Consider the following 17,771-nt stretch of genomic DNA (forward strand, 5'->3'; position numbering starts at 1 on the left):
TCAAGTTTTTGAGGAGGCACCACAGATGACCGACGACCAGCAGACCGGCGAGGCCCCTGAAGGGTTCCGCATCGAGCACGACTCCATGGGCGACGTACGCGTCCCCGCCCACGCCAAATGGCGAGCTCAGACCCAGCGCGCCGTGGAGAACTTCCCCATCTCCGGACAGCGCCTGGAGCGCGCCCACATCGAGGCGCTGGCCCGGATCAAGGCCGCGGCCGCGACCGTCAACGCCCGGCTCGGCGTGATCGACGCGGACATCGCCGACGCCATCGTCTCGGCGGCCGCCGAGGTCGCCGAGGGCCGCTGGGACGAGCACTTCCCCGTCGACGTGTTTCAGACGGGTTCCGGCACCTCGTCCAACATGAACGCCAACGAGGTGATCGCCACCCTGGCCACCGAGCGCCTCGGCCGCGCCGTCCACCCCAACGACCACGTCAACGCCTCGCAGAGCTCCAACGACGTCTTCCCGTCCTCCATCCACATCGCCGCCACCGCCGCCGTCACCGGCACGCTCATCCCCGCCCTGGAGCACCTGGCCGGCGCGATGGAGCGCAAGTCCGCCGAGTTCGCGCAGGTGGTCAAGGCCGGCCGGACGCACCTGATGGACGCCACCCCGGTCACCCTGGGCCAGGAGTTCGGCGGGTACGCCGTACAGCTCCGCTACGGCGTCGAGCGGCTGCGCGCGGCGCTGCCCCGGCTGGCCGAGCTGCCGCTGGGCGGGACCGCCGTGGGCACCGGGATCAACACCCCGCCCGGGTTCTCCGCGGCCGTGATCGCCGAGGTGGCCGCGGCGACGGGGCTGCCGCTGACCGAGGCCCGGGACCATTTCGAGGCCCAGGGGGCGCGGGACGCCCTCGTCGAGACGTCCGGAATGCTCCGTACGGTCGCCGTCTCGCTCACCAAGATCTGCAACGACCTGCGCTGGATGGCCTCGGGCCCGCGCACCGGATTGGCCGAAATCAACCTCCCGGATCTCCAGCCGGGGTCCTCGATCATGCCCGGAAAGGTCAATCCGGTCGTCCCGGAGGCCGCGCTGATGGTCGCCGCCCAGGTGATGGGCAACGACGCGGCGGTCGCCGTGGCGGGCGCCGCGGGCAACTTCGAGCTCAACGTGATGCTCCCCGTGATGGCCCGCAACCTCCTGGAGTCCATCCGGCTGCTGGGCTCCGTGAGCCGCCTGCTGGCCGACCGCACCGTGGACGGAATCACCGCCAACACGGCCCGGGCCAGGGAGTACGCCGAGTCCTCGCCCTCCGTGGTGACCCCGCTGAACCGGTACATCGGCTACGAGGAGGCCGCCAAGGTCGCCAAGAAGTCCCTCGCGGAACGCAAGACGATCCGCGAGGTCGTCCTGGAGTCGGGCTACGTGGACCGCGGCGACCTCACCCTGGAGCAGCTCGACGAAGCACTGGACGTGCTGCGGATGACCCACCCCTGACCCCGGCCGGGCCGTTCCCTCCCGGGGTCCGGATCCGGTCGTTTCCCGCCCTCGGACACCTCGGTGACCTGCAGCGCAGCGATCCTCCGGACCCCCGCCCTAAGATCTGCCCATGACAGGTACCGGAGGCCGCGGGGGCGGCATGGCCCAGGGCGCGGCACAGAGCTCGGCACGGGGCTCGGCCCGGCGTGCGGAACGGGGCGCCGCGGAGGGCGTCCGCTGGGCGCCCGGGGAGCAGATCCTCTGGCGCTACCGGGACCACGCGCCCGACGCGAAGGGCGCCGTCCACATCTGCCGGCCCGTGACCGTGGTGACCGACACCGACGAGCTGCTCGCGGTGTGGATGGCCCCCGGGACCGAGTGCGTCAAGCCGGTGCTCGCCGACGGGACCCCGGTCCACGAGGAGCCGCTCGCCACCCGGTACACCGCGCCGCGGACCACCGTACGGTCACGCTGGTTCGGGGCGGGGGTGCTGAAGCTGGCACGGCCCGGGGACCCCTGGTCGGTGTGGCTGTTCTGGGACCACGGCTGGGAGTTCAAGAGCTGGTACGTGAATCTGGAGGAGCCGCGGACCCGGTGGTCCGGCGGCATCGACTCCGAGGACCACTTCCTGGACATCTCCGTCTACCCGGACCGCACCTGGAAGTGGCGGGACGAGGACGAGTTCGCACAGGCCCAGCGGTCCGGTCTGATGGACCCGGAACAGGCCCGGCGGGTGCGCGCCGCCGGCAGCGCGGCGGTGGACCTGATCAGGGCCTGGGGCCCGCCGTTCTCCGAAGGCTGGCAGGATTGGCGACCGGACCCGGCCTGGGGCGTACCGGCCCTGCCGGAGGACTGGGACCGCACTCCGGCGCATATGACCTCATGAGACCCTTGATGCGCCCCCGGGGGGCAATCGTAGGATCGCCCTCCGCCGGAGCGTCGGCGGTCAAATGTCGCCAGCAGCACAGCATTTGACCTAGGCCGACGCGATAACGAGAGGTAACGAGCGGGACGCGGAAACGCGGGGTGATGGTGTCCCCGCCGCTGAGCGGGTATACCGCGACTGACCGAGTTGAGTGCAGCGCACATCGAGCGCAAACGGACGGAATGCCACGCGTGACGGAGTACCCCACCTCTCAGGAGGGCCCCCAGCCGGTTGCCTCCGGCGGTCGGACGGACGAGCCCGGCCACGGCACGGAGGAACTGGGCCACGGCAAGGCCCCGCTCCCGGCGGCCGAGGCCGTGCGCACGCATGCGCAGCCCCGGGCGGCGGACCTGCCCCGTCCCCGCGCCACGGCGGAGGCACCGTCCGCCTCCGACGGGGCCGGGGACCCCGACGAAGGCACGGACTCCCCCGCCGCGCCAGGCCGGGGCGACGCCCGGGTCCGGGCCGGCCGTGACGAGGCCGCGGCCGCGCAGGCCGGCAGTGCGCGCACCCGCGACGGCGAAGCCGCCCGCGGGGCGGCGGGGCGGCCCGGCACGCCCGGACAGACCGGCGCAGGACAGACCGGCGCAGGACAGACGGCCGCCGGACAGACCGGCGCCGGACAGACCGCCACCCCCGCGCAGGTCAGCGGCATCGGGGCCGACGCGACCATCGCCCGGCGGGAGGGCGACCGGCTGCGCTTCGTCGGAGCCGCCACCCGGCGGATCGCGCGCGGGATCGACCTCGACGAGATCGTGCTCGGCCTGTGCCGGGCCACCGTGCCCACCTTCTCCGACGCCATCCTCGTCTACCTGCGCGATCCGCTGCCGGTCGGCGACGAGCGGCCCGTCGGACCGGTCGTTTTAAGGCTGCGCCGAACCGACCGGCTCCGGCCGATCGACGAGTTCACCGGAGCCGGCACCGCCGGCGCGGCGACCACCGCGGACGGCGAGCTCGACTTCAGCCAGCTCGCCCTGGTCGGCCCGCAGGGTGACCTGCCCGCGGCCGAGCTGTGCGAGATCCGCCCCGGCGGGGCGCTCGCCGAGGTGCTGCGCGGCGTACGGCCCGTCTTCGGGTCCTCCGCCGCCGCCCGCGCCGCCCTGCCGGAGCTGCTGGGCGCCGACCACCCGGTCCCGCGCGGTCAGCGGGCCATCCTCGCGCCGCTGCGGGGCCGCCGCCGCGTCATCGGCGCGGCGGTGTTCCTGCGCACCCCCGAGCGGCCCGCCTTCGAGACGAACGACCTGCTCGTCGCCGCGCAGCTGGCCACCCACACCGCGCTGGGCATCGACAAGGCCGTGCTCTACGGCCGCGAGGCCTACATCGCCGACGAGCTCCAGCGCACGATGCTGCCCGACAGCCTCCCCCAGCCCACTGGGGTCCGCCTCGCCAGCCGCTACCTGCCCGCCGCCGAGACGGCCCGGGTCGGCGGCGACTGGTACGACGCCATACCCCTGCCCGGCAGCCGGGTCGCACTCGTCGTCGGCGACGTCATGGGCCACTCCATGACCTCCGCCGCGATCATGGGGCAGCTCCGCACGACGGCCCAGACGCTGGCGCAGCTCGACCTGCCGCCCGCCGAGGTCCTGCACCACCTGGACGAGCAGGCGCAGCGGCTCGGCTCCGACCGCATGGCCACCTGCCTCTACGCCGTCTACGACCCGGTCTCGCACCGGATCACCATCGCCAACGCCGGCCACCCGCCGCCGGTCCTGCTCCACCTGGGCGGCCGCGCCGAGGTGCTGCGCGTACCCCCCGGCGCCCCCATCGGCGTCGGCGGCGTGGACTTCGAGGCCGTGGAGCTGGACGCCCCGGCCGGGGCCACGCTCGTGCTGTACACCGACGGCCTCGTCGAGTCCCGGCTGCGCGACGTGTGGACCGGCATCGAGCAGCTCCGCGAACGCCTCGCCACCACCGCGCAGCTGACGGGCCTGGACCACCCGCCGCCGCTGGAGGCCCTGTGCGACGACATCCTGGACATGCTCGGCCCCGGTGACCGGGACGACGACATCGCCCTGCTCGCGGCCCGGTTCGACGGGATCGCGCCCAGCGACGTGGCGTACTGGTTCCTGGACCCGGAGGAGACCGCTCCGGGCCGGGCCCGCCGGTTCGCCCGCCGCGCGCTGGCGCGCTGGGGTCTGGAAGAGCTGGAGGACTCGCTGGAGCTGCTGGTCAGCGAGGTCGTCACGAATGCCGTGCGGTACGCCGAGCGGCCCGTGACCCTGCGCCTCCTGCGGACGGACGTACTGCGCTGCGAGGTCGGCGACGACTCCCCGCAGCTGCCGCGCCAGCGCCGGGCCCGGGACGACGACGAGGGCGGCCGCGGCCTGTTCCTGGTCAACCGGATGGCCCGCCGCTGGGGTGCCACCCGGCTGAGCAGCGGCAAGGTCGTCTGGTTCGAGCTCGCACTGCCGGCCGCGCCGGGGGCCCCGGAGCGCCGCTGACCGGAGCGCCACCCGAACCCGTACGCACCACTGCCCCGCGGCTTCGAGCCTGCGGGGCAGTGGTGCGTACGGGTCTACGGGCCCCGTTCCTGCGGTGCCTACGGTTCGGGCACCCGGTTCGGCGGCGAGGGCTTCCCCGAGCCCGACTTCGTCGGGCTCGGCGTCGTACTGGGCGTCGTACTGGGCGTCGTACTCGGCGTCGAGCTCGGCGTCCGGCTCGGCGTCTGGCTCGGCGTCCGGCTCGGGGTGTTGCTCGGCGGCTGCGAGCTCGCGGACTGGCTCGGCGAGGTCGACGCAGAGGTGCTGGGACTCGACGACTGGGCCTTGCCCATGTCCGCCTCGTCCAGGTCGAAGGAGCCCGTCTTGCCGCCCTTGAGCGCGTCGAGGGTGTACTGCTTCCAGATCGCGGCCGGGAAGCTGGAGCCGCCCGCGCGTCCGCCGCCGGCCGTGCCGGTCAGGCTGGTCTGGGTGTGGGTGCCGGGCTCGTCACCGAACATCGCGACGACGGTGACCAGTTCCGGGGTGAACCCGGTGAACCAGGCGGCCACGTTCTTCTCGGTGGTGCCGGTCTTGCCCGCGGCCTCGTAGGCCGAGCTCTTCACCGCCTTGCCGGAGCCGTCCTCGACGACGCCGGTGAGCACCTTGGTGACGGTGTCGGCGGTCCTGCGGCTGATGGCCGTGTCGCCGACGGCGCGGACCGGCTTGTACTCGCGGTCCGCGTGCTTGGCGGACTTGATGATGCTCGGCGTGACCTTCTTGCCGTGGTTGTCGAAGGTGGCGTAGACGCCGGCCATCTCCAGGGTGTCGGCGCTCATGGTGCCGAGCGACATGGCGGGCTTGTCCTCGGGCCAGCCGTCGCGGTCCTGCATGCCCAGCTGCAGGGCGGTCTTCTTCACGTTCTTCGGCCCGACGTCCACGATCATCTGGGCGTACACGGAGTTCACCGAGGAGTTGGTGGCGGACTGCACCGTCATCATCGGGTCGCCGTAGTCGCGGTCGTCCTGGTTCTGCGGGTTGAACGGGATGTCGCTGCCGACCACGGGGCGCTTGCTCGTGCCGTCGTAGAGGGTGTTGGGCGTGATCGGCTTACCGTCCTGTGTGCTCGCCTTGCCCTCCATGGCGGAGGCGAGCACGATCGGCTTGAAGGTCGAGCCCGGCTGGAAGTCCTTGCGCAGGGCGTTGCTGGCCCACTGCTCGCTCTGCCCGGTGCCGCCGTACATCGCGACGATCGCGCCGGTCTTCGGGTCCACGGAGGTGGCACCCGCCTGGACGGCGGCGTCGACGGGGCGGCCCTTGCGGTCGAGCTTGGATTCCAGCTCGTCCTGGACGGCCTTCTCCAGCGCCGCCTGCTTCTTCGGGTCGATGGAGAGGGTGATCTCCCAGCCGCCGGCCTTGAGCTGACCGTCGGACATGCCGGTCTGGCGCTTGAGCTCCTCGTCGGCGGCCTGGATCAGGTAGCCCTTCTGGCCCTCCGAACCGGTGGGCGGCTTGGGCTTGATCGGCTCCTGGAACTTCATTTCCTTGCGCTTGGCCGGGTCCAGCTTGCCCATCTCGACCATGTTGTCGAGCACGCCGTTGAAGCGGATCATGACGAGCTCTTTGCCGTTCGGCCCGGCGGTCGCCCAGTCGTACTGGCTGGGCGCCTGGAGGACGGCTGCGAGGTACGCGCCCTGCTCCAGGGTCAGCTTGTCGGCGTCGACCCCGTAGTAGGCCTGGGCCGCGGCCTGGATGCCGTAGGCGTTGCGGCCGTAGAAGTTGGTGTTCAGGTAGCCCGCGAGGATCTGGGGCTTCTCCATCTCCTGGTCGACCTTGAGGGAGATGATCAGCTCCTTCAGCTTGCGGGTCGCCGTCTGGTCCTGCGTCAGGTAGAAGTTCTTGACGTACTGCTGGGTGATCGTCGAACCGCCGGCCTTGCCCTTGCCGGTGACGGTGTTGAACACGCCTCGGGCGATGCCCTTGAGGTCGACGCCCCGGTCACTGTAGAAGGACTTGTTCTCGATGGCGATGAAGGCCGTCTGCACGTCCGCCGGGATCTTGTCGATCGACACGATCTGGCGGTTCATGGAGCCGACGCGGGCCATGACCGTGCCGTCGGACAGCTTGTAGACGTTGCTCTGCTTCAGCGCATCGTCGTTGGGGTTCGGCGGTTCCACGTAGAAGTAGAGGCCGACGAGGGCCGCCATGCCGAGCAGCACCATCCCGAAGAAGGTGCCGAGCAGCTTCCTCCAGGTGAAGAAGCGGCGTATGCCGGTGGGCTTCTTGCCGCCCGACGCCCCGCCCTTGCCCTTGACGCGCCCGCGCGGCGCGCGTCGCGCACCGCGTTGCTGCTGCGCCCTTCGCGCTTCTGCTCGGCCCATCGCTCCCGCTCCGCTCGATAACCCCCCGACGTCAGCTCAGAAAGCTAACACCGCAGGCTGTGACAAAAACCGGCCAACGGGCTCTCATACCGGGCAATTCGGACGTGACAATGAGCACCCATCCCACAGGAACCGACGCAGACGGAGCCCCGGAGGTTGCCACACTCCCGCCCTGTCAAAAAAAGTGATATCACTTTGCTAAGCGGCCCGACCGGCCGCCACTGAACGAAACGGGGCGCATCATGACGAACACCACGGGTGGTACCGAGGCCGGCGTACGGGAGTTCCCCGCGCGGAGCGTGGGCGGCGGGCTCGCGCTGCTGCTCGGCCTGGCGGGGGTGGCGGCCGGGGCGGGCCTGATCGCGCTCGGCGCGGTGTCCGGGAACGGCGGAGCCAAGGCGGGCCTGATCACGGCCGGCTTCCTCCTGATCATCGCCGCCGTCGTCGCCATGAGCGGCCTGAACACGGTCGCGCCGGGCGAGGCCCGCGTGGTCCAGCTGTTCGGCCGCTACCGCGGCACCGTCCGCACCGACGGACTGCGCTGGGTCAACCCGCTGGCCACCCGCCGACGCCTGTCCACCCGTGTCCGGAACCACGAGACGGCCGTCATGAAGGTCAACGACGCCTACGGCAACCCGATCGAGCTGGCGGCCGTGGTGGTGTGGCGGGTCGAGGACACCGCCCGGGCCGTCTTCGAGGTCGAGGACTTCACCGAGTTCGTCGAGACCCAGACCGAGGCGGCCGTCCGGCACATCGCGATCGAGTACCCCTACGACGCCCACGAGGACGGCGGCCTGTCGCTGCGCGGCAACGCCGAGGAGATCACCGAGAAGCTCGCCGTCGAACTGTCCACCCGCGTCGAGGCGGCCGGCGTCCACATCATCGAGTCCCGCTTCACCCACCTCGCGTACGCCCCGGAAATCGCCTCCGCGATGCTCCAGCGGCAGCAGGCGGGTGCGATCGTCGCGGCGCGCAAGCTGATCGTCGAGGGCGCGGTCGGTATGGTCGAGCTCGCCCTGACCCGCCTCGCGGAGCAGGAGATCGTGGACCTCGACCCGGAACGGAAGGCGGCGATGGTGTCCAACCTGATGGTGGTCCTGTGCGGCGACCGCGCGGCCCAGCCGGTCATCAACGCGGGCACCCTCTACCAGTGAGCCCCGACGAAGGCACGGACTCCCCCGCCGACCCGGCCGAGGGCCGGGCGGCGGCCCCCAAGGCCGCGCGGCAGGCCCGCAAGCAGGTGCTGCTGCGGCTCGACCCGCAGGTGCACGACGCGCTCGCGCGGTGGGCCGGGGAGGAACTCCGCAGCGCCAACGCGCAGATCGAGTTCCTGCTCCGCCGTGCCCTGTCCGAAGCCGGCCGCCTTCCCGGCGGGGCGGGCCCCATCCCGCCCCGGGGCCGCCCCCGTAACGCACCGGATTCCTGAGGGGCTTCAGCCCGAATTCCACGGCGTGTGCCGCCCGCCCGCATCCGTACGACTGGATACGCTCACCGCGTCATATACGGCCGCTCACCGAATTCGAGGCTCGTATGAATCTGACCAGTGGGGCGAGATCCGGCGGACGACGGGCGGTCCGGAAAGCGGCCATCGCGATCGCGGCGGTCGCCACGTGTTCCGGACTCACGTGGACGGCGCTCTCCCTCACCGGCGGCGTCACGGATTCCAAACCGCCCGTCACCTGCGCCTACACACCCTCCGACGGCGGAAGCAAGGCCGCCGTCCCGGGCTTCGACGCCGCGGCGGCGGCCCGGCCGTACACGGTGAGAATCGACACCGGGGAAGGCCCCGTCACCATCGAGGCCCTCACCAAGGACGCGCCGTGCACGACCAACTCGTTCTCCTTCCTGGCCGGAAAGAAATACTTCGACGGCAGCACATGCCACCGGGTCACCACTCGAGGGATTTTCGTATTGGAATGCGGCGACCCCGCCGGGGAGGGTAATTCCGACCCCGGGTACTGGTTCAAGGACGAAAATCTGGCCGGAGCCTCCTATCCCGCGGGCACCGTCGCCATGTCCAAGGCCCTGCCGGGGAAGAACGGCAGCCAGTTCTTCATCAGTTACGCCGATCCCACCTTCCGCATGCCGCCCAGCTGGACCCCCTTCGGGAAGGTCGTCGGCGGGCTGGACGCGGTGGCGAAGATCGCCGCCAAGGGGACGGCGGACGGATCGACCGACGGAAAGCCCAAGGAGCCCGTCGTCATCAAGTCGGTCACGGTGCAGCGCCCGGCCAAGTGACAGCGGGCCGCTGAGCTCCGCGGACACGTGTGTGGGGCGCCGGCCGGGCCGGCGCCCCACACACGCATCCGGAGCCGAGGGCTATCCCGTGCGGCTCAGCAGGACGAAGCCGTCCCTGTCGTCCACCGTGTGGTACCCCCGGCCCCGGGCCTCGTCCAGGGAGATCTGCTCCTGGATGACCGACATCGGCCACCGCAGATGCGGCTGCACCTGGGTGTCGACCATGATCCACTCGGGGTTGGGGCGGCTGTCCCCCCATCCGTAGAGGCTGACGCTGGTGCGGTCGGCGAGGTGGGGCACGAGGTAGTGGGACGCCTGGACCGTGGCGTCGTCCGGGATCTCGTCCATCACGCTGTGGGCCACCGCGATGCGGGGATCCTTCACCCAGGTCTCCGGCTGCGCCAGCTGCCAGAGCGGATAGTGCGGCAGCAGCAGCAAGGTGACCGCCGCGGAGCCCGCCAGGTAGCGGTACAGGCTGCGGCCGCTCGCCCCGCGCCGCTGCAGGGCGTCGACGAAGGCCGCGAAGACGACCGGCATGACCAGCAGCGAGTAGTGGTAGCCGGTGCCCCAGTGGGGCGGGTAGTTCGAGGCGAGGCGCCACAGCACGGACGGCAGCGCGATCAGCACGAGGGGCGAGCGCACGGCCAGGAAGAGGGTGGGGGCCAGGATGAGGACGAGGGTGGTGACCTTCTCCTGCGGGGTGATCAGACCGAGCGTCAGCTGGTGGAGGAGTTCCAGCACGCCGCCCTGCGTTTCCCCCACCAACGCGCCGCCCGAGCCGCCCGCCCCGCCACCGGGGTTGTGGGAGACGAGGTAGCCGTCGAACCCGCCGGGATGGAAGGAGGCCAGCACCAGCAGGGCCAGCCCGGTCCCGGCCACACCGGCCGCTGCCGTGAGGAGCCCCAGCCTGCGCCCGCCGCGCCCGCCCCGCCAGGCGATGACCAGGCCGATCGCGGCCACCGTGAGACCGAGGTCCTCCTTCACCAGCAGGAGCGGCAGCGCCCAGTACGCGGCGGCGCGCAGCCGGCCGCCGCCGAGGGCCGTCAAGGAGAGGGTGAGCAGCGGAAGGGCGAAGGCCCACTCGTGGAAGTCGGAGGAGACCCCGCTCGCGATGCCCCACGAGAGGCCGTAGCAGGTGCCGATGACCGCGGCGGCCGCGGAGCCCAGCGTCCGACGGGCCCAGAAGGCCAGCGGGAGCACGCTCCCGGCGACCAGCGCGGCCTGCGCCACGAGCAGCACCTTCACCGACGGCCACAGCCAGTACAGCGGCGCCAGCAGGGCCAGGATCGGGGAGAAGTGGTCGCCCAGGACCGGGAAGTCGGGCCCCTTGACCTCGGAAACGGGCAGGTGCCCCGACGCGTAGGAACGCACGACCTGGACGAAGATCCCCAGATCGAAGCTGCGGGAGAGCAGGCGTTCGTGGATCCGCAGGGACAGGGCCATGTAGGCGAAGAACAGCGCCCCCGCCATGACCCAGATCCACCAGTCGGCTTCGGGGCGGCTTTCCGCGGACGGCGTCGGCGCCTCCCGCTCCTCGGCGCCCGTCTGCTGCGGTGGGAGTGCGGCGGTATTGCCGGTGGGTGCTCGCATGAACCTGCAAGATGCCAGCAACGTCCCGGCCGGGCCCGGAGCCGCCTGCGACGTGGGCGGATTCCCTTCGAATGGCGGACCTCGCCGACTATGCACCGCACGTATACATCGAGCGTATACACCGCGTGTATAGTCGTCGGCATGTCCATCAGTCACGCACTCCTCGGTCTCCTGGAGGCCGGCCCCCGTCACGGCTACGACCTCAAGCGGACCTTCGACGAGAGATTCGGCCACGACAAGCCCCTCGCCTACGGCCAGGTCTACTCGACCATGTCCCGGCTGCTGAAGAACGGCCTGGTCGAGGTCGACGGGGTGGAGAGCGGCGGCGGCCCCGAGCGGAAGCGCTACGCGATCACCGACGCCGGGATAACGGACGTCGAGGGCTGGCTCGCCCAGCCCGAGAAGCCCGAGCCGTACCTCCAGTCGACCCTCTACACGAAGGTCGTGCTCGCCCTCCTGACCGGCCGCAGCGCCCAGGAGCTGCTGGACACCCAGCGCGCCGAGCACCTGCGCCTGATGCGCATCCTCACGCAGCGCAAGCGCAAGGGGGACCTCGCCGACCAGCTGGTCTGCGACCACGCCCTGTTCCACCTCGAAGCGGACCTGCGGTGGCTCGAACTGACCGCCGCCCGCCTCGACCAGCTCGCCCAGGAGATACAGCGATGACCCCGGCCGGCACGCTCCTCAGCGCCACGGACCTCCGCAAGACCTACGGCACCACCCACGCCCTCGACGGCGCCGAATTCTCCATCCACGCCGGTGAGGTCGTCGCCATCATGGGCCCCTCCGGGTCCGGCAAGTCGACCCTGCTGCACTGCCTCGCCGGAATCGTCACCCCCGACTCCGGCACCATCACCTACGCCGGCCGCGAGCTCTCCGCCATGAACGACGGCGAGCGCAGCGCCCTGCGCCGCGGCGAGTTCGGCTTCGTCTTCCAGTTCGGCCAGCTCGTCCCCGAGCTCACCTGCGTCGAGAACGTCGCCCTGCCGCTCCGCCTCACCGGCGTGAAGCGCAAGCAGGCCGAACGGACCGCCCTGGAATGGATGGAGCGGCTCCAGGTCGACGACCTCGGCGGCAAGCGCCCCGGCGAGGTCTCCGGCGGCCAGGGCCAGCGCGTCGCCGTCGCCCGCTCCCTCGTCACCAACCCCCGGCTGATCTTCGCCGACGAGCCCACCGGCGCCCTCGACTCCCTCAACGGCGAGCTCGTCATGCAGCTGCTCACCGAGGCCGCCCGGTCCACGAACGCCGCCGTCGTCCTCGTCACGCACGAGACCCGCGTGGCCGCGTACTCCGACCGCGAGATCGTCGTGCGCGACGGCAAGTCCCGCGACATGGAGCGCGCGGTATGAGTCACGGGAACCACAGCAAACACAGCAGCCCCGCCGGACCCAACAGCCCCGGCACACAGGGTCGGCTCGCCGTATGGCTCCGCGACCTCGGCCTCGGCGCCCGCTTCGCCTTCGGCGGCGGCCGCCAGGGCTGGACCCGTACCCTCCTCACCGGCCTGGGCGTCGGCCTCGGCGTCGCCCTGCTGCTCGTCACCAGCGCGGTCCCCAGCGCCCTGGCCGCCCGCGACGCGCGCGCCGCCGCCCGCCAGACCTTCACCTCGCCCACCGCCGAGCAGCCCGGGCGCGACACGCTGCTGATCACCGACGTGAACCAGACGTACCGCGCCTACGGGGTCGACGGCCGGCTCGTGCAGCCCGAGGGCCCGGACGCCCCGCTGCCCCCGGGCGTGAAGAAGTTCCCCGGCGCCGGCGAACTGGTCGTCTCCCCCGCCCTCGACAGGCTGATGAAGACCGGCGAGGGCAAGCTGCTGCGCGACCGCCTCGACGGGAAGATCGTCGGGACCATCGGCGACGCGGGCCTGGTGGGCCCCGGCGACCTCTACTTCTACGCGGGCAGCGACCGGCTCACCGAGCTCCGCAAGGACGCACCCAACTACATCCAGCGGGTCACCGCCTTCGAGAACACCCAGGAGAAGGAGCCCCTCGACCCGGTCCTCACCCTCCTCGTGGTGCTCACCTTCGTCGCCCTGCTGATGCCGGTCGCCGTGTTCATCGGCGCAGCCGTCCGCTTCGGCGGCGACCGCCGCGACCGCCGGCTCGCCGCACTGCGCCTGGTCGGCGCCGACGGCCGGATGGTCCGCCGGATCGCCGCCGGCGAAGCCGCCGCCGGATCGCTGATCGGTCTGGCCCTGGGCACCGGCTTCTTCCTGGCCGCCCGCCAACTGGCCCCGGCCATGGACCTCTACCAGCGCAGCGTCTTCCCCTCCGACCTCAACCCGACGCCCTGGCTGGCCGTGCTCATCGCCGTCGCCGTGCCGGCCGCGGCCGTCGCCGTGACCCTCTTCGCCCTGCGCGGCGTGGTCATCGAGCCGCTCGGCGTGGTCCGTACGACGACCCCGACCAAGCGCCGGATCTGGTGGCGGCTGCTGCTCCCGCTGGCCGGACTGGGCCTGCTGGCCCCGCTGATCGGCAAGGGCAACGACAGCGGGCAGTTCAACCAGTGGCAGGTCTCGGGCGGCGTGGTCCTGCTCCTCGTCGGCATCACCGTCCTGCTCCCCTGGGTGCTGGAACGGGTCGTCGGCCGGATCGGCGGCGCGGGCCCGGTCTCCTGGCAGCTGGCCGCCCGCCGGCTCCAGCTCACCAGCGGCAGCTCCGCACGGCTGGTCAACGGCATCGCCGTCGCGGTCGCCGGAGCCATCGCCCTGCAGATGCTCTTCGCCTCCACCGAGGACTCGTACACCCGCGAGACGGGCCACGACCCCTCGCGGGCCTCGATCTCCGTCATGCAGCGCACCCGCAGCGGGGGCGAGGCCGTCGCCCAGGCCCTGGCCGGGACCAAGGGCGTCACCCAGGCCGTCGCGGAGTCCTCGGCCAATGCCGGGCGCAGCCCGGACATGTCCTACGAGGACACGGCGATCTCGGTGACGACCGGCACCTGCGCCACCCTCAAGGAGTTCGCGGAGCTGCCCTCCTGCAAGGACGGCGACGCCTTCGTCATCACCGGCGGCGGCGAACCGCGCGGCATGACCGGCGACACCGCGAAGCCGGGCGAGAAGCTGTTTGTGGGGAACATCTTCAAGGAGAACGAAGACGACGGTACGAAGGCGGTCGCCTGGACCGTGCCCGCAGACGCCCGCACCGTCCAGGCCCGCAAGGGCCCCATGGGCAACCTGCTGAGCGGACTGCTGGTCACCCCGGCCGCCGCCCCGAAGGGCATGGGCAACTACCAGTCCTCCCAGGTCTACGTGAAGCTGGACCCGAACGTGCCCGACGCGGTGGAGCTGGCCCGCAACGCGGTCTTCAAGGCCGACCCGCTGTCGGTCCCCATGACGATCCAGGCCACCGAGGTCAGCGACCGCTTCGCCTCCATCCGGACCGGCCTGTTCGTGGGCGCCGCCCTCGTGCTGATGCTGATCGGCGCCAGCCTGCTGGTCTCCCAGCTGGAGCAGCTGCGCGAGCGCAAGAAGCTGCTGTCGGCGCTGGTCGCCTTCGGCACCAAGCGCTCCACGCTCAGCCTCTCCGTGCTGTGGCAGACCGCCATCCCGATCGGCCTGGGCCTGGCCCTGGCCACGGTGGTCGGCCTCACGCTCGGCCTGGTGCTGCTGCAGATGACGGGCTCGACGATCGCGGTCAACTGGACCGCGGTCCTGGGGATGGTCGGCATCGGCGCGGGCGTGGCCGTCCTGGTGACCCTGCTCAGCCTGCCGCCGCTGATCCGCCTGATGCGCCCGGACGGACTGCGCACGGAGTAACCCGGGCCTCGCACGGCCCGCGCACGCGGTCCCGTACGCCCGCTCCTAGTCCGTCAGCCAGACGGGGAGCGGGCGTACGGCTTCGCGCAGTGCGTCGGCGACGGCCCGGAACTCCTCCTCGCGGGCCGTACCCGTCCGCATGGCCAGCGCGATCCGCCGCGAGGGCGCCGGTTCGGCGAAGTACCCGGTGGCCAGGTGCTCGTTGCGGGCGGTCTCCAGGCGCAGCGCGGTGCGCGGCAGCAGCGTGACGCCGAGCCCGCCGGCGACCAGTTGGACGAGGGTGGACAGCCCGGCGGCGGTCGTGGTGACGTCCGCCCCGGCGGTGCGTCCCGCGTCGTGGCAGATGTCGAGGGCCTGGTCGCGCAGGCAGTGCCCCTCGTCGAGCAGGAGCAGCCGCAGCCCGCGCAGTTCCTCGCGGGGGATGTCCCTGCGGCCGGCGAGCGGGTGGTCGCGCGGGGCGAGCAGGACGAAGTCCTCGTCGAAGAGCGGCAGTTCGGTGACCCCGGGCACCCCGAGCGGTACGGCGAGCAGCAGCAGGTCGAGCCGCCCGCCGGCCAGCCCTTCCAGCAGCGAGGCCGTCTGCTCCTCGTGCACCTGGAGGTCGAGCCGGGGGTAGCGCCGGTGGAAGAGTCCGAGCACGGTCGGCAGCAGGTACGGGGCCACGGTGGGGATCACCCCGAAGCGCAGCGCCCCGGTGAAGGGGGCCCGTACCGCCTCGGCCTCCTCCAGCAGCCCGTCCATGGCGTCGAGCACGGCCCGCGCGCGGCCCGCGATCCGTTCCCCGGCGGGCGTGAGCAGCACCTTGCGCGTGGTCCGCTCCAGCAGCCGCACCCCGAGCGCCTCTTCCAGCGCGGACACGGATCCGGAGAGCGCGGGCTGGCTCATCCCGATCGCGGCGGCCGCGTCCCGGAAGTGAAGCTGTTCGGCGACGGCGGCGAAGGCCCGCAGCTGCGCGAGCGTCGCCTGTTTCGGTCCTCTGGGACCCCTATGAACCACAGTCACTGATAGGTACCTCCGATCACTGGGCACCAGGCTAGCTATTTCTGCAATCAATGCCGCTGTGTCAGCATGTGAGATACGTCCAACCCCCCGGAAAGCCCCCAAAAGGGTCACTTTCCTCTGCGCAAGGAGAGCACGTGCTCACTGTCGGCGACCAGTTCCCCACCTACGACCTGACCGCTTGCGTCTCGCTGGAGGCCGGAGCCGAGTTCGCGCAGATCGACCACAAGACCTACGAGGGCAAGTGGAAGATCATGTTCTCCTGGCCGCTCGACTTCACCTTCGTGTGCCCGACCGAGATCGCCGCCTTCGGCAAGCTGAACGAGGAGTTCGCCGACCGCGACGCCCAGATCCTCGGCTTCTCGCTCGACTCCGAGTACGTGCACCACGCCTGGCGCAAGGACCACGCCGACCTGCGCGACCTGCCCTTCCCGATGATGTCCGACATCAAGCGCGAGCTCTGCGCCGACCTCGGCATCCTCGGTTCGGACGGTCTCCCCATGCGCGCCGTCTTCATCGTGGACCCGAACAACGAGATCCAGTTCTCCATGGTGACCGCCGGTTCCGTCGGCCGGAACCCCAAGGAGGTCCTGCGGGTGCTCGACGCCCTGCAGACCGACGAGCTGTGCCCCTGCAACTGGAACAAGGGCGACAGCACCATCGACGCCGGCGCGCTGCTGGCCGGTGAGTGACGGATGTCCCTCGACTCCCTCAAGTCCGCCGTACCGGACTTCGCCAAGGACCTGAAGCTGAACCTCGGCTCGGTCATCGGCAACCAGGACACCCTGACGCAGCAGCAGCTGTGGGGCACCGTCCTGTCCTGCGCCATCGCCGCCCGTTCCCCGCGCGTCCTGCGCGAGCTGGAGCCGGAGGCCAAGGCCGCCCTGTCGCCGGAGGCGTACACCGCCGCCAAGGCGGCCGCCGCGATCATGGCGATGAACAACGTCTTCTACCGCACCCGCCACCTGCTCTCCGACCCGGAGTACGGCACCCTGCGCGCGGGCCTGCGGATGAACGTCATCGGCAACCCCGGCGTGGAGAAGGTCGACTTCGAGCTGTGGTCGCTCGCCGTCTCCGCGATCAACGGCTGCGGCCAGTGCCTGGACTCGCACGAGCAGGTCCTGCGCAAGGCCGGCGTGGACCGCGAGACGGTCCAGGAGGCCTTCAAGATCGCCTCGGTGATCCAGGCCGTCGCCGTCACCCTCGACTCCGAGGCCGCGCTCGCGGGCGAGTGATACCCCGTACGCGGCCGAAGGGGCCCCGCGACTCCGGTCGCGGGGCCCCTTCGCGCGTCTGCGGCTACCGCTTCAGCTTGGCCATCAGCGCCCGCATCTCCTCGATCATCGCCGCCTCGATCGCGTCCTCGTCTACGCCTCGGGCCCCTTCGGCCACGGGGGCCCCGTCGGCGACCTCGGAATGCCACTGCACCGTGAGCGTGAAGACCGCCCCTCCGTCGAGCACCATGAGCCGCGATCCGGCGTGCGCGTAGTACGGGTCGAGCACCGCGCGGTCGCCGAGGCCCGGCACCTCGCGGCGTTCCCCGATGTCCAGCCGGGTCCCCGGGTCCGTCCCCGCACCGGTGGCGAACTCCGGCCCCGGGTCGACCTTCTTGTGCAGTTCGACCAGCACCTGGGCCCCGTAGAGGACGGCCCCCTTCGCGTACTGCGTGCCGACCGAGCAGTACGCCCAGTCCCGCGCGAGGAACATGGCCTCGCCACTCTGGTGTCCCTCGAACTCCCGGCCGACGGTCTGGCCGAGCACCTTGAGGTCGAACTCCTTGCACAGGTCGACGGAGTGCCGGTAGTCGAGGCGCGGGATGCTGGAGGAACGGTCCTGCACGGCCAGGGTGCCCGCCCACACCGCCGAGGCCGCCACCACCCCGCCCAGCGCCCACAGCCACGGTCTCCGCGCGCCGCCGCGTACGCGCTCCCGCCCGGGCTCGCCCGGAAGGGCCTCCGCGGCCGCCTCCGCCCCGCTCGCCGTGTGCCAGTCCCCGTCGATCTCGGGCTCGCCGATCATCCCCGTGTCCCCCGTCCCC

15 protein-coding genes are annotated in these 17,771 nt (G+C 71.6%); 11 read left to right on the top strand and 4 right to left on the bottom strand.

The genetic code is table 11. The features are described from left to right. Positions 1 to 25 precede the first annotated feature (25 nt). The 3 genes from ACE1OC_RS14995 (at position 26) to ACE1OC_RS15005 (ending at position 4,789) form a co-directional block, all read left to right on the top strand. The gene (locus tag ACE1OC_RS14995; protein ID WP_407837443.1) at positions 26 to 1,441 is read left to right on the top strand and encodes a class II fumarate hydratase; all 1,416 of its coding nucleotides are present in this window, start codon (positions 26 to 28) and stop codon (positions 1,439 to 1,441) included. A gap of 142 nt (positions 1,442 to 1,583) precedes the next feature. Continuing rightward, on the top strand, positions 1,584 to 2,309 hold the full coding sequence (locus ACE1OC_RS15000) for a DUF402 domain-containing protein (protein ID WP_407841564.1): 726 nt from the start codon (positions 1,584 to 1,586) through the stop codon (positions 2,307 to 2,309). A gap of 230 nt (positions 2,310 to 2,539) precedes the next feature. Then, positions 2,540 to 4,789 (top strand): SpoIIE family protein phosphatase, encoded by a 2,250-nt coding sequence (locus ACE1OC_RS15005; protein ID WP_407837444.1) that lies wholly within the window; start codon positions 2,540 to 2,542, stop codon positions 4,787 to 4,789. 98 nt (positions 4,790 to 4,887) lie between these two features. Here the strand turns inward: ACE1OC_RS15005 and ACE1OC_RS15010 are convergent, their stop codons facing one another. Next, entirely contained in the window at positions 4,888 to 7,146 is a 2,259-nt protein-coding gene (locus ACE1OC_RS15010; RefSeq protein ID WP_407837445.1) for a transglycosylase domain-containing protein, read from the bottom strand. Positions 7,147 to 7,388: 242 nt separating this feature from the next. Here ACE1OC_RS15010 and ACE1OC_RS15015 point away from each other — a divergent pair, with 242 nt between their 5' ends. The 3 genes from ACE1OC_RS15015 to ACE1OC_RS15025 all read left to right on the top strand — a co-directional run bounded on the left by ACE1OC_RS15015 (position 7,389) and on the right by ACE1OC_RS15025 (position 9,384). Continuing rightward, the gene (locus ACE1OC_RS15015; protein WP_407837446.1) at positions 7,389 to 8,300 is read left to right on the top strand and encodes an SPFH domain-containing protein; all 912 of its coding nucleotides are present in this window, start codon (positions 7,389 to 7,391) and stop codon (positions 8,298 to 8,300) included. Continuing rightward, positions 8,297 to 8,572, top strand: a complete 276-nt coding sequence (locus tag ACE1OC_RS15020) for a hypothetical protein (protein ID WP_407837447.1) — start codon at positions 8,297 to 8,299, stop codon at positions 8,570 to 8,572. The genes ACE1OC_RS15015 and ACE1OC_RS15020 overlap by 4 nt, the downstream gene beginning before the upstream one ends. 104 nt (positions 8,573 to 8,676) lie before the next feature. After that, positions 8,677 to 9,384, top strand: a complete 708-nt coding sequence (locus ACE1OC_RS15025) for a peptidylprolyl isomerase (protein WP_407837448.1) — start codon at positions 8,677 to 8,679, stop codon at positions 9,382 to 9,384. 81 nt (positions 9,385 to 9,465) lie between these two features. Here the strand turns inward: ACE1OC_RS15025 and ACE1OC_RS15030 are convergent, their stop codons facing one another. Beyond that, the gene (locus tag ACE1OC_RS15030; RefSeq protein WP_407837449.1) at positions 9,466 to 10,974 is read right to left on the bottom strand and encodes a DUF2079 domain-containing protein; all 1,509 of its coding nucleotides are present in this window, start codon (positions 10,972 to 10,974) and stop codon (positions 9,466 to 9,468) included. A 141-nt stretch (positions 10,975 to 11,115) separates the two neighbouring features. On the opposite strand from ACE1OC_RS15030, the gene ACE1OC_RS15035 reads away from it, so the two are divergent. The 3 genes from ACE1OC_RS15035 to ACE1OC_RS15045 are packed head-to-tail and all read left to right on the top strand — an operon-like array spanning position 11,116 to position 14,734. After that, a complete protein-coding gene (locus ACE1OC_RS15035; protein WP_243335746.1) occupies positions 11,116 to 11,640 on the top strand; it encodes a PadR family transcriptional regulator in 525 nt (174 codons plus the stop codon). Then, positions 11,637 to 12,323 carry an ABC transporter ATP-binding protein gene (locus ACE1OC_RS15040; RefSeq protein WP_375955093.1) on the top strand — a complete coding sequence of 229 codons (687 nt, stop codon included), beginning with the start codon at positions 11,637 to 11,639 and terminating at the stop codon, positions 12,321 to 12,323. Before ACE1OC_RS15035 ends, ACE1OC_RS15040 begins: the two co-directional genes overlap by 4 nt. After that, entirely contained in the window at positions 12,320 to 14,734 is a 2,415-nt protein-coding gene (locus ACE1OC_RS15045; RefSeq protein ID WP_407837450.1) for an ABC transporter permease, read from the top strand. The genes ACE1OC_RS15040 and ACE1OC_RS15045 overlap by 4 nt, the downstream gene beginning before the upstream one ends. A gap of 45 nt (positions 14,735 to 14,779) precedes the next feature. Here ACE1OC_RS15045 and ACE1OC_RS15050 read toward each other — a convergent pair whose 3' ends face one another. Next, positions 14,780 to 15,736, bottom strand: coding sequence for a hydrogen peroxide-inducible genes activator (locus ACE1OC_RS15050; RefSeq protein WP_407837451.1), 957 nt, complete (start codon positions 15,734 to 15,736; stop codon positions 14,780 to 14,782). 134 nt (positions 15,737 to 15,870) lie between these two features. Here ACE1OC_RS15050 and ACE1OC_RS15055 point away from each other — a divergent pair, with 134 nt between their 5' ends. Both ACE1OC_RS15055 and ACE1OC_RS15060 read left to right on the top strand, forming a co-directional pair. Then, positions 15,871 to 16,425 carry a peroxiredoxin gene (locus ACE1OC_RS15055; RefSeq protein WP_274549338.1) on the top strand — a complete coding sequence of 185 codons (555 nt, stop codon included), beginning with the start codon at positions 15,871 to 15,873 and terminating at the stop codon, positions 16,423 to 16,425. A 3-nt stretch (positions 16,426 to 16,428) separates the two neighbouring features. After that, positions 16,429 to 16,968 (top strand): alkyl hydroperoxide reductase, encoded by a 540-nt coding sequence (locus ACE1OC_RS15060; RefSeq protein ID WP_407837452.1) that lies wholly within the window; start codon positions 16,429 to 16,431, stop codon positions 16,966 to 16,968. 64 nt (positions 16,969 to 17,032) lie between these two features. On the opposite strand, the gene ACE1OC_RS15065 is transcribed toward ACE1OC_RS15060, so the two are convergent. After that, complete coding sequence (locus ACE1OC_RS15065) at positions 17,033 to 17,752, bottom strand: hypothetical protein (RefSeq protein ID WP_407837453.1); 720 nt, start codon at positions 17,750 to 17,752, stop codon at positions 17,033 to 17,035. Positions 17,753 to 17,771: the final 19 nt, after the last annotated feature.

Origin of the sequence: Streptomyces stoeckheimensis (assembly GCF_045822005.1) — a bacterium.
GTDB classification, from domain to species: Bacteria; Actinomycetota; Actinomycetes; order Streptomycetales; family Streptomycetaceae; genus Streptomyces; species Streptomyces stoeckheimensis.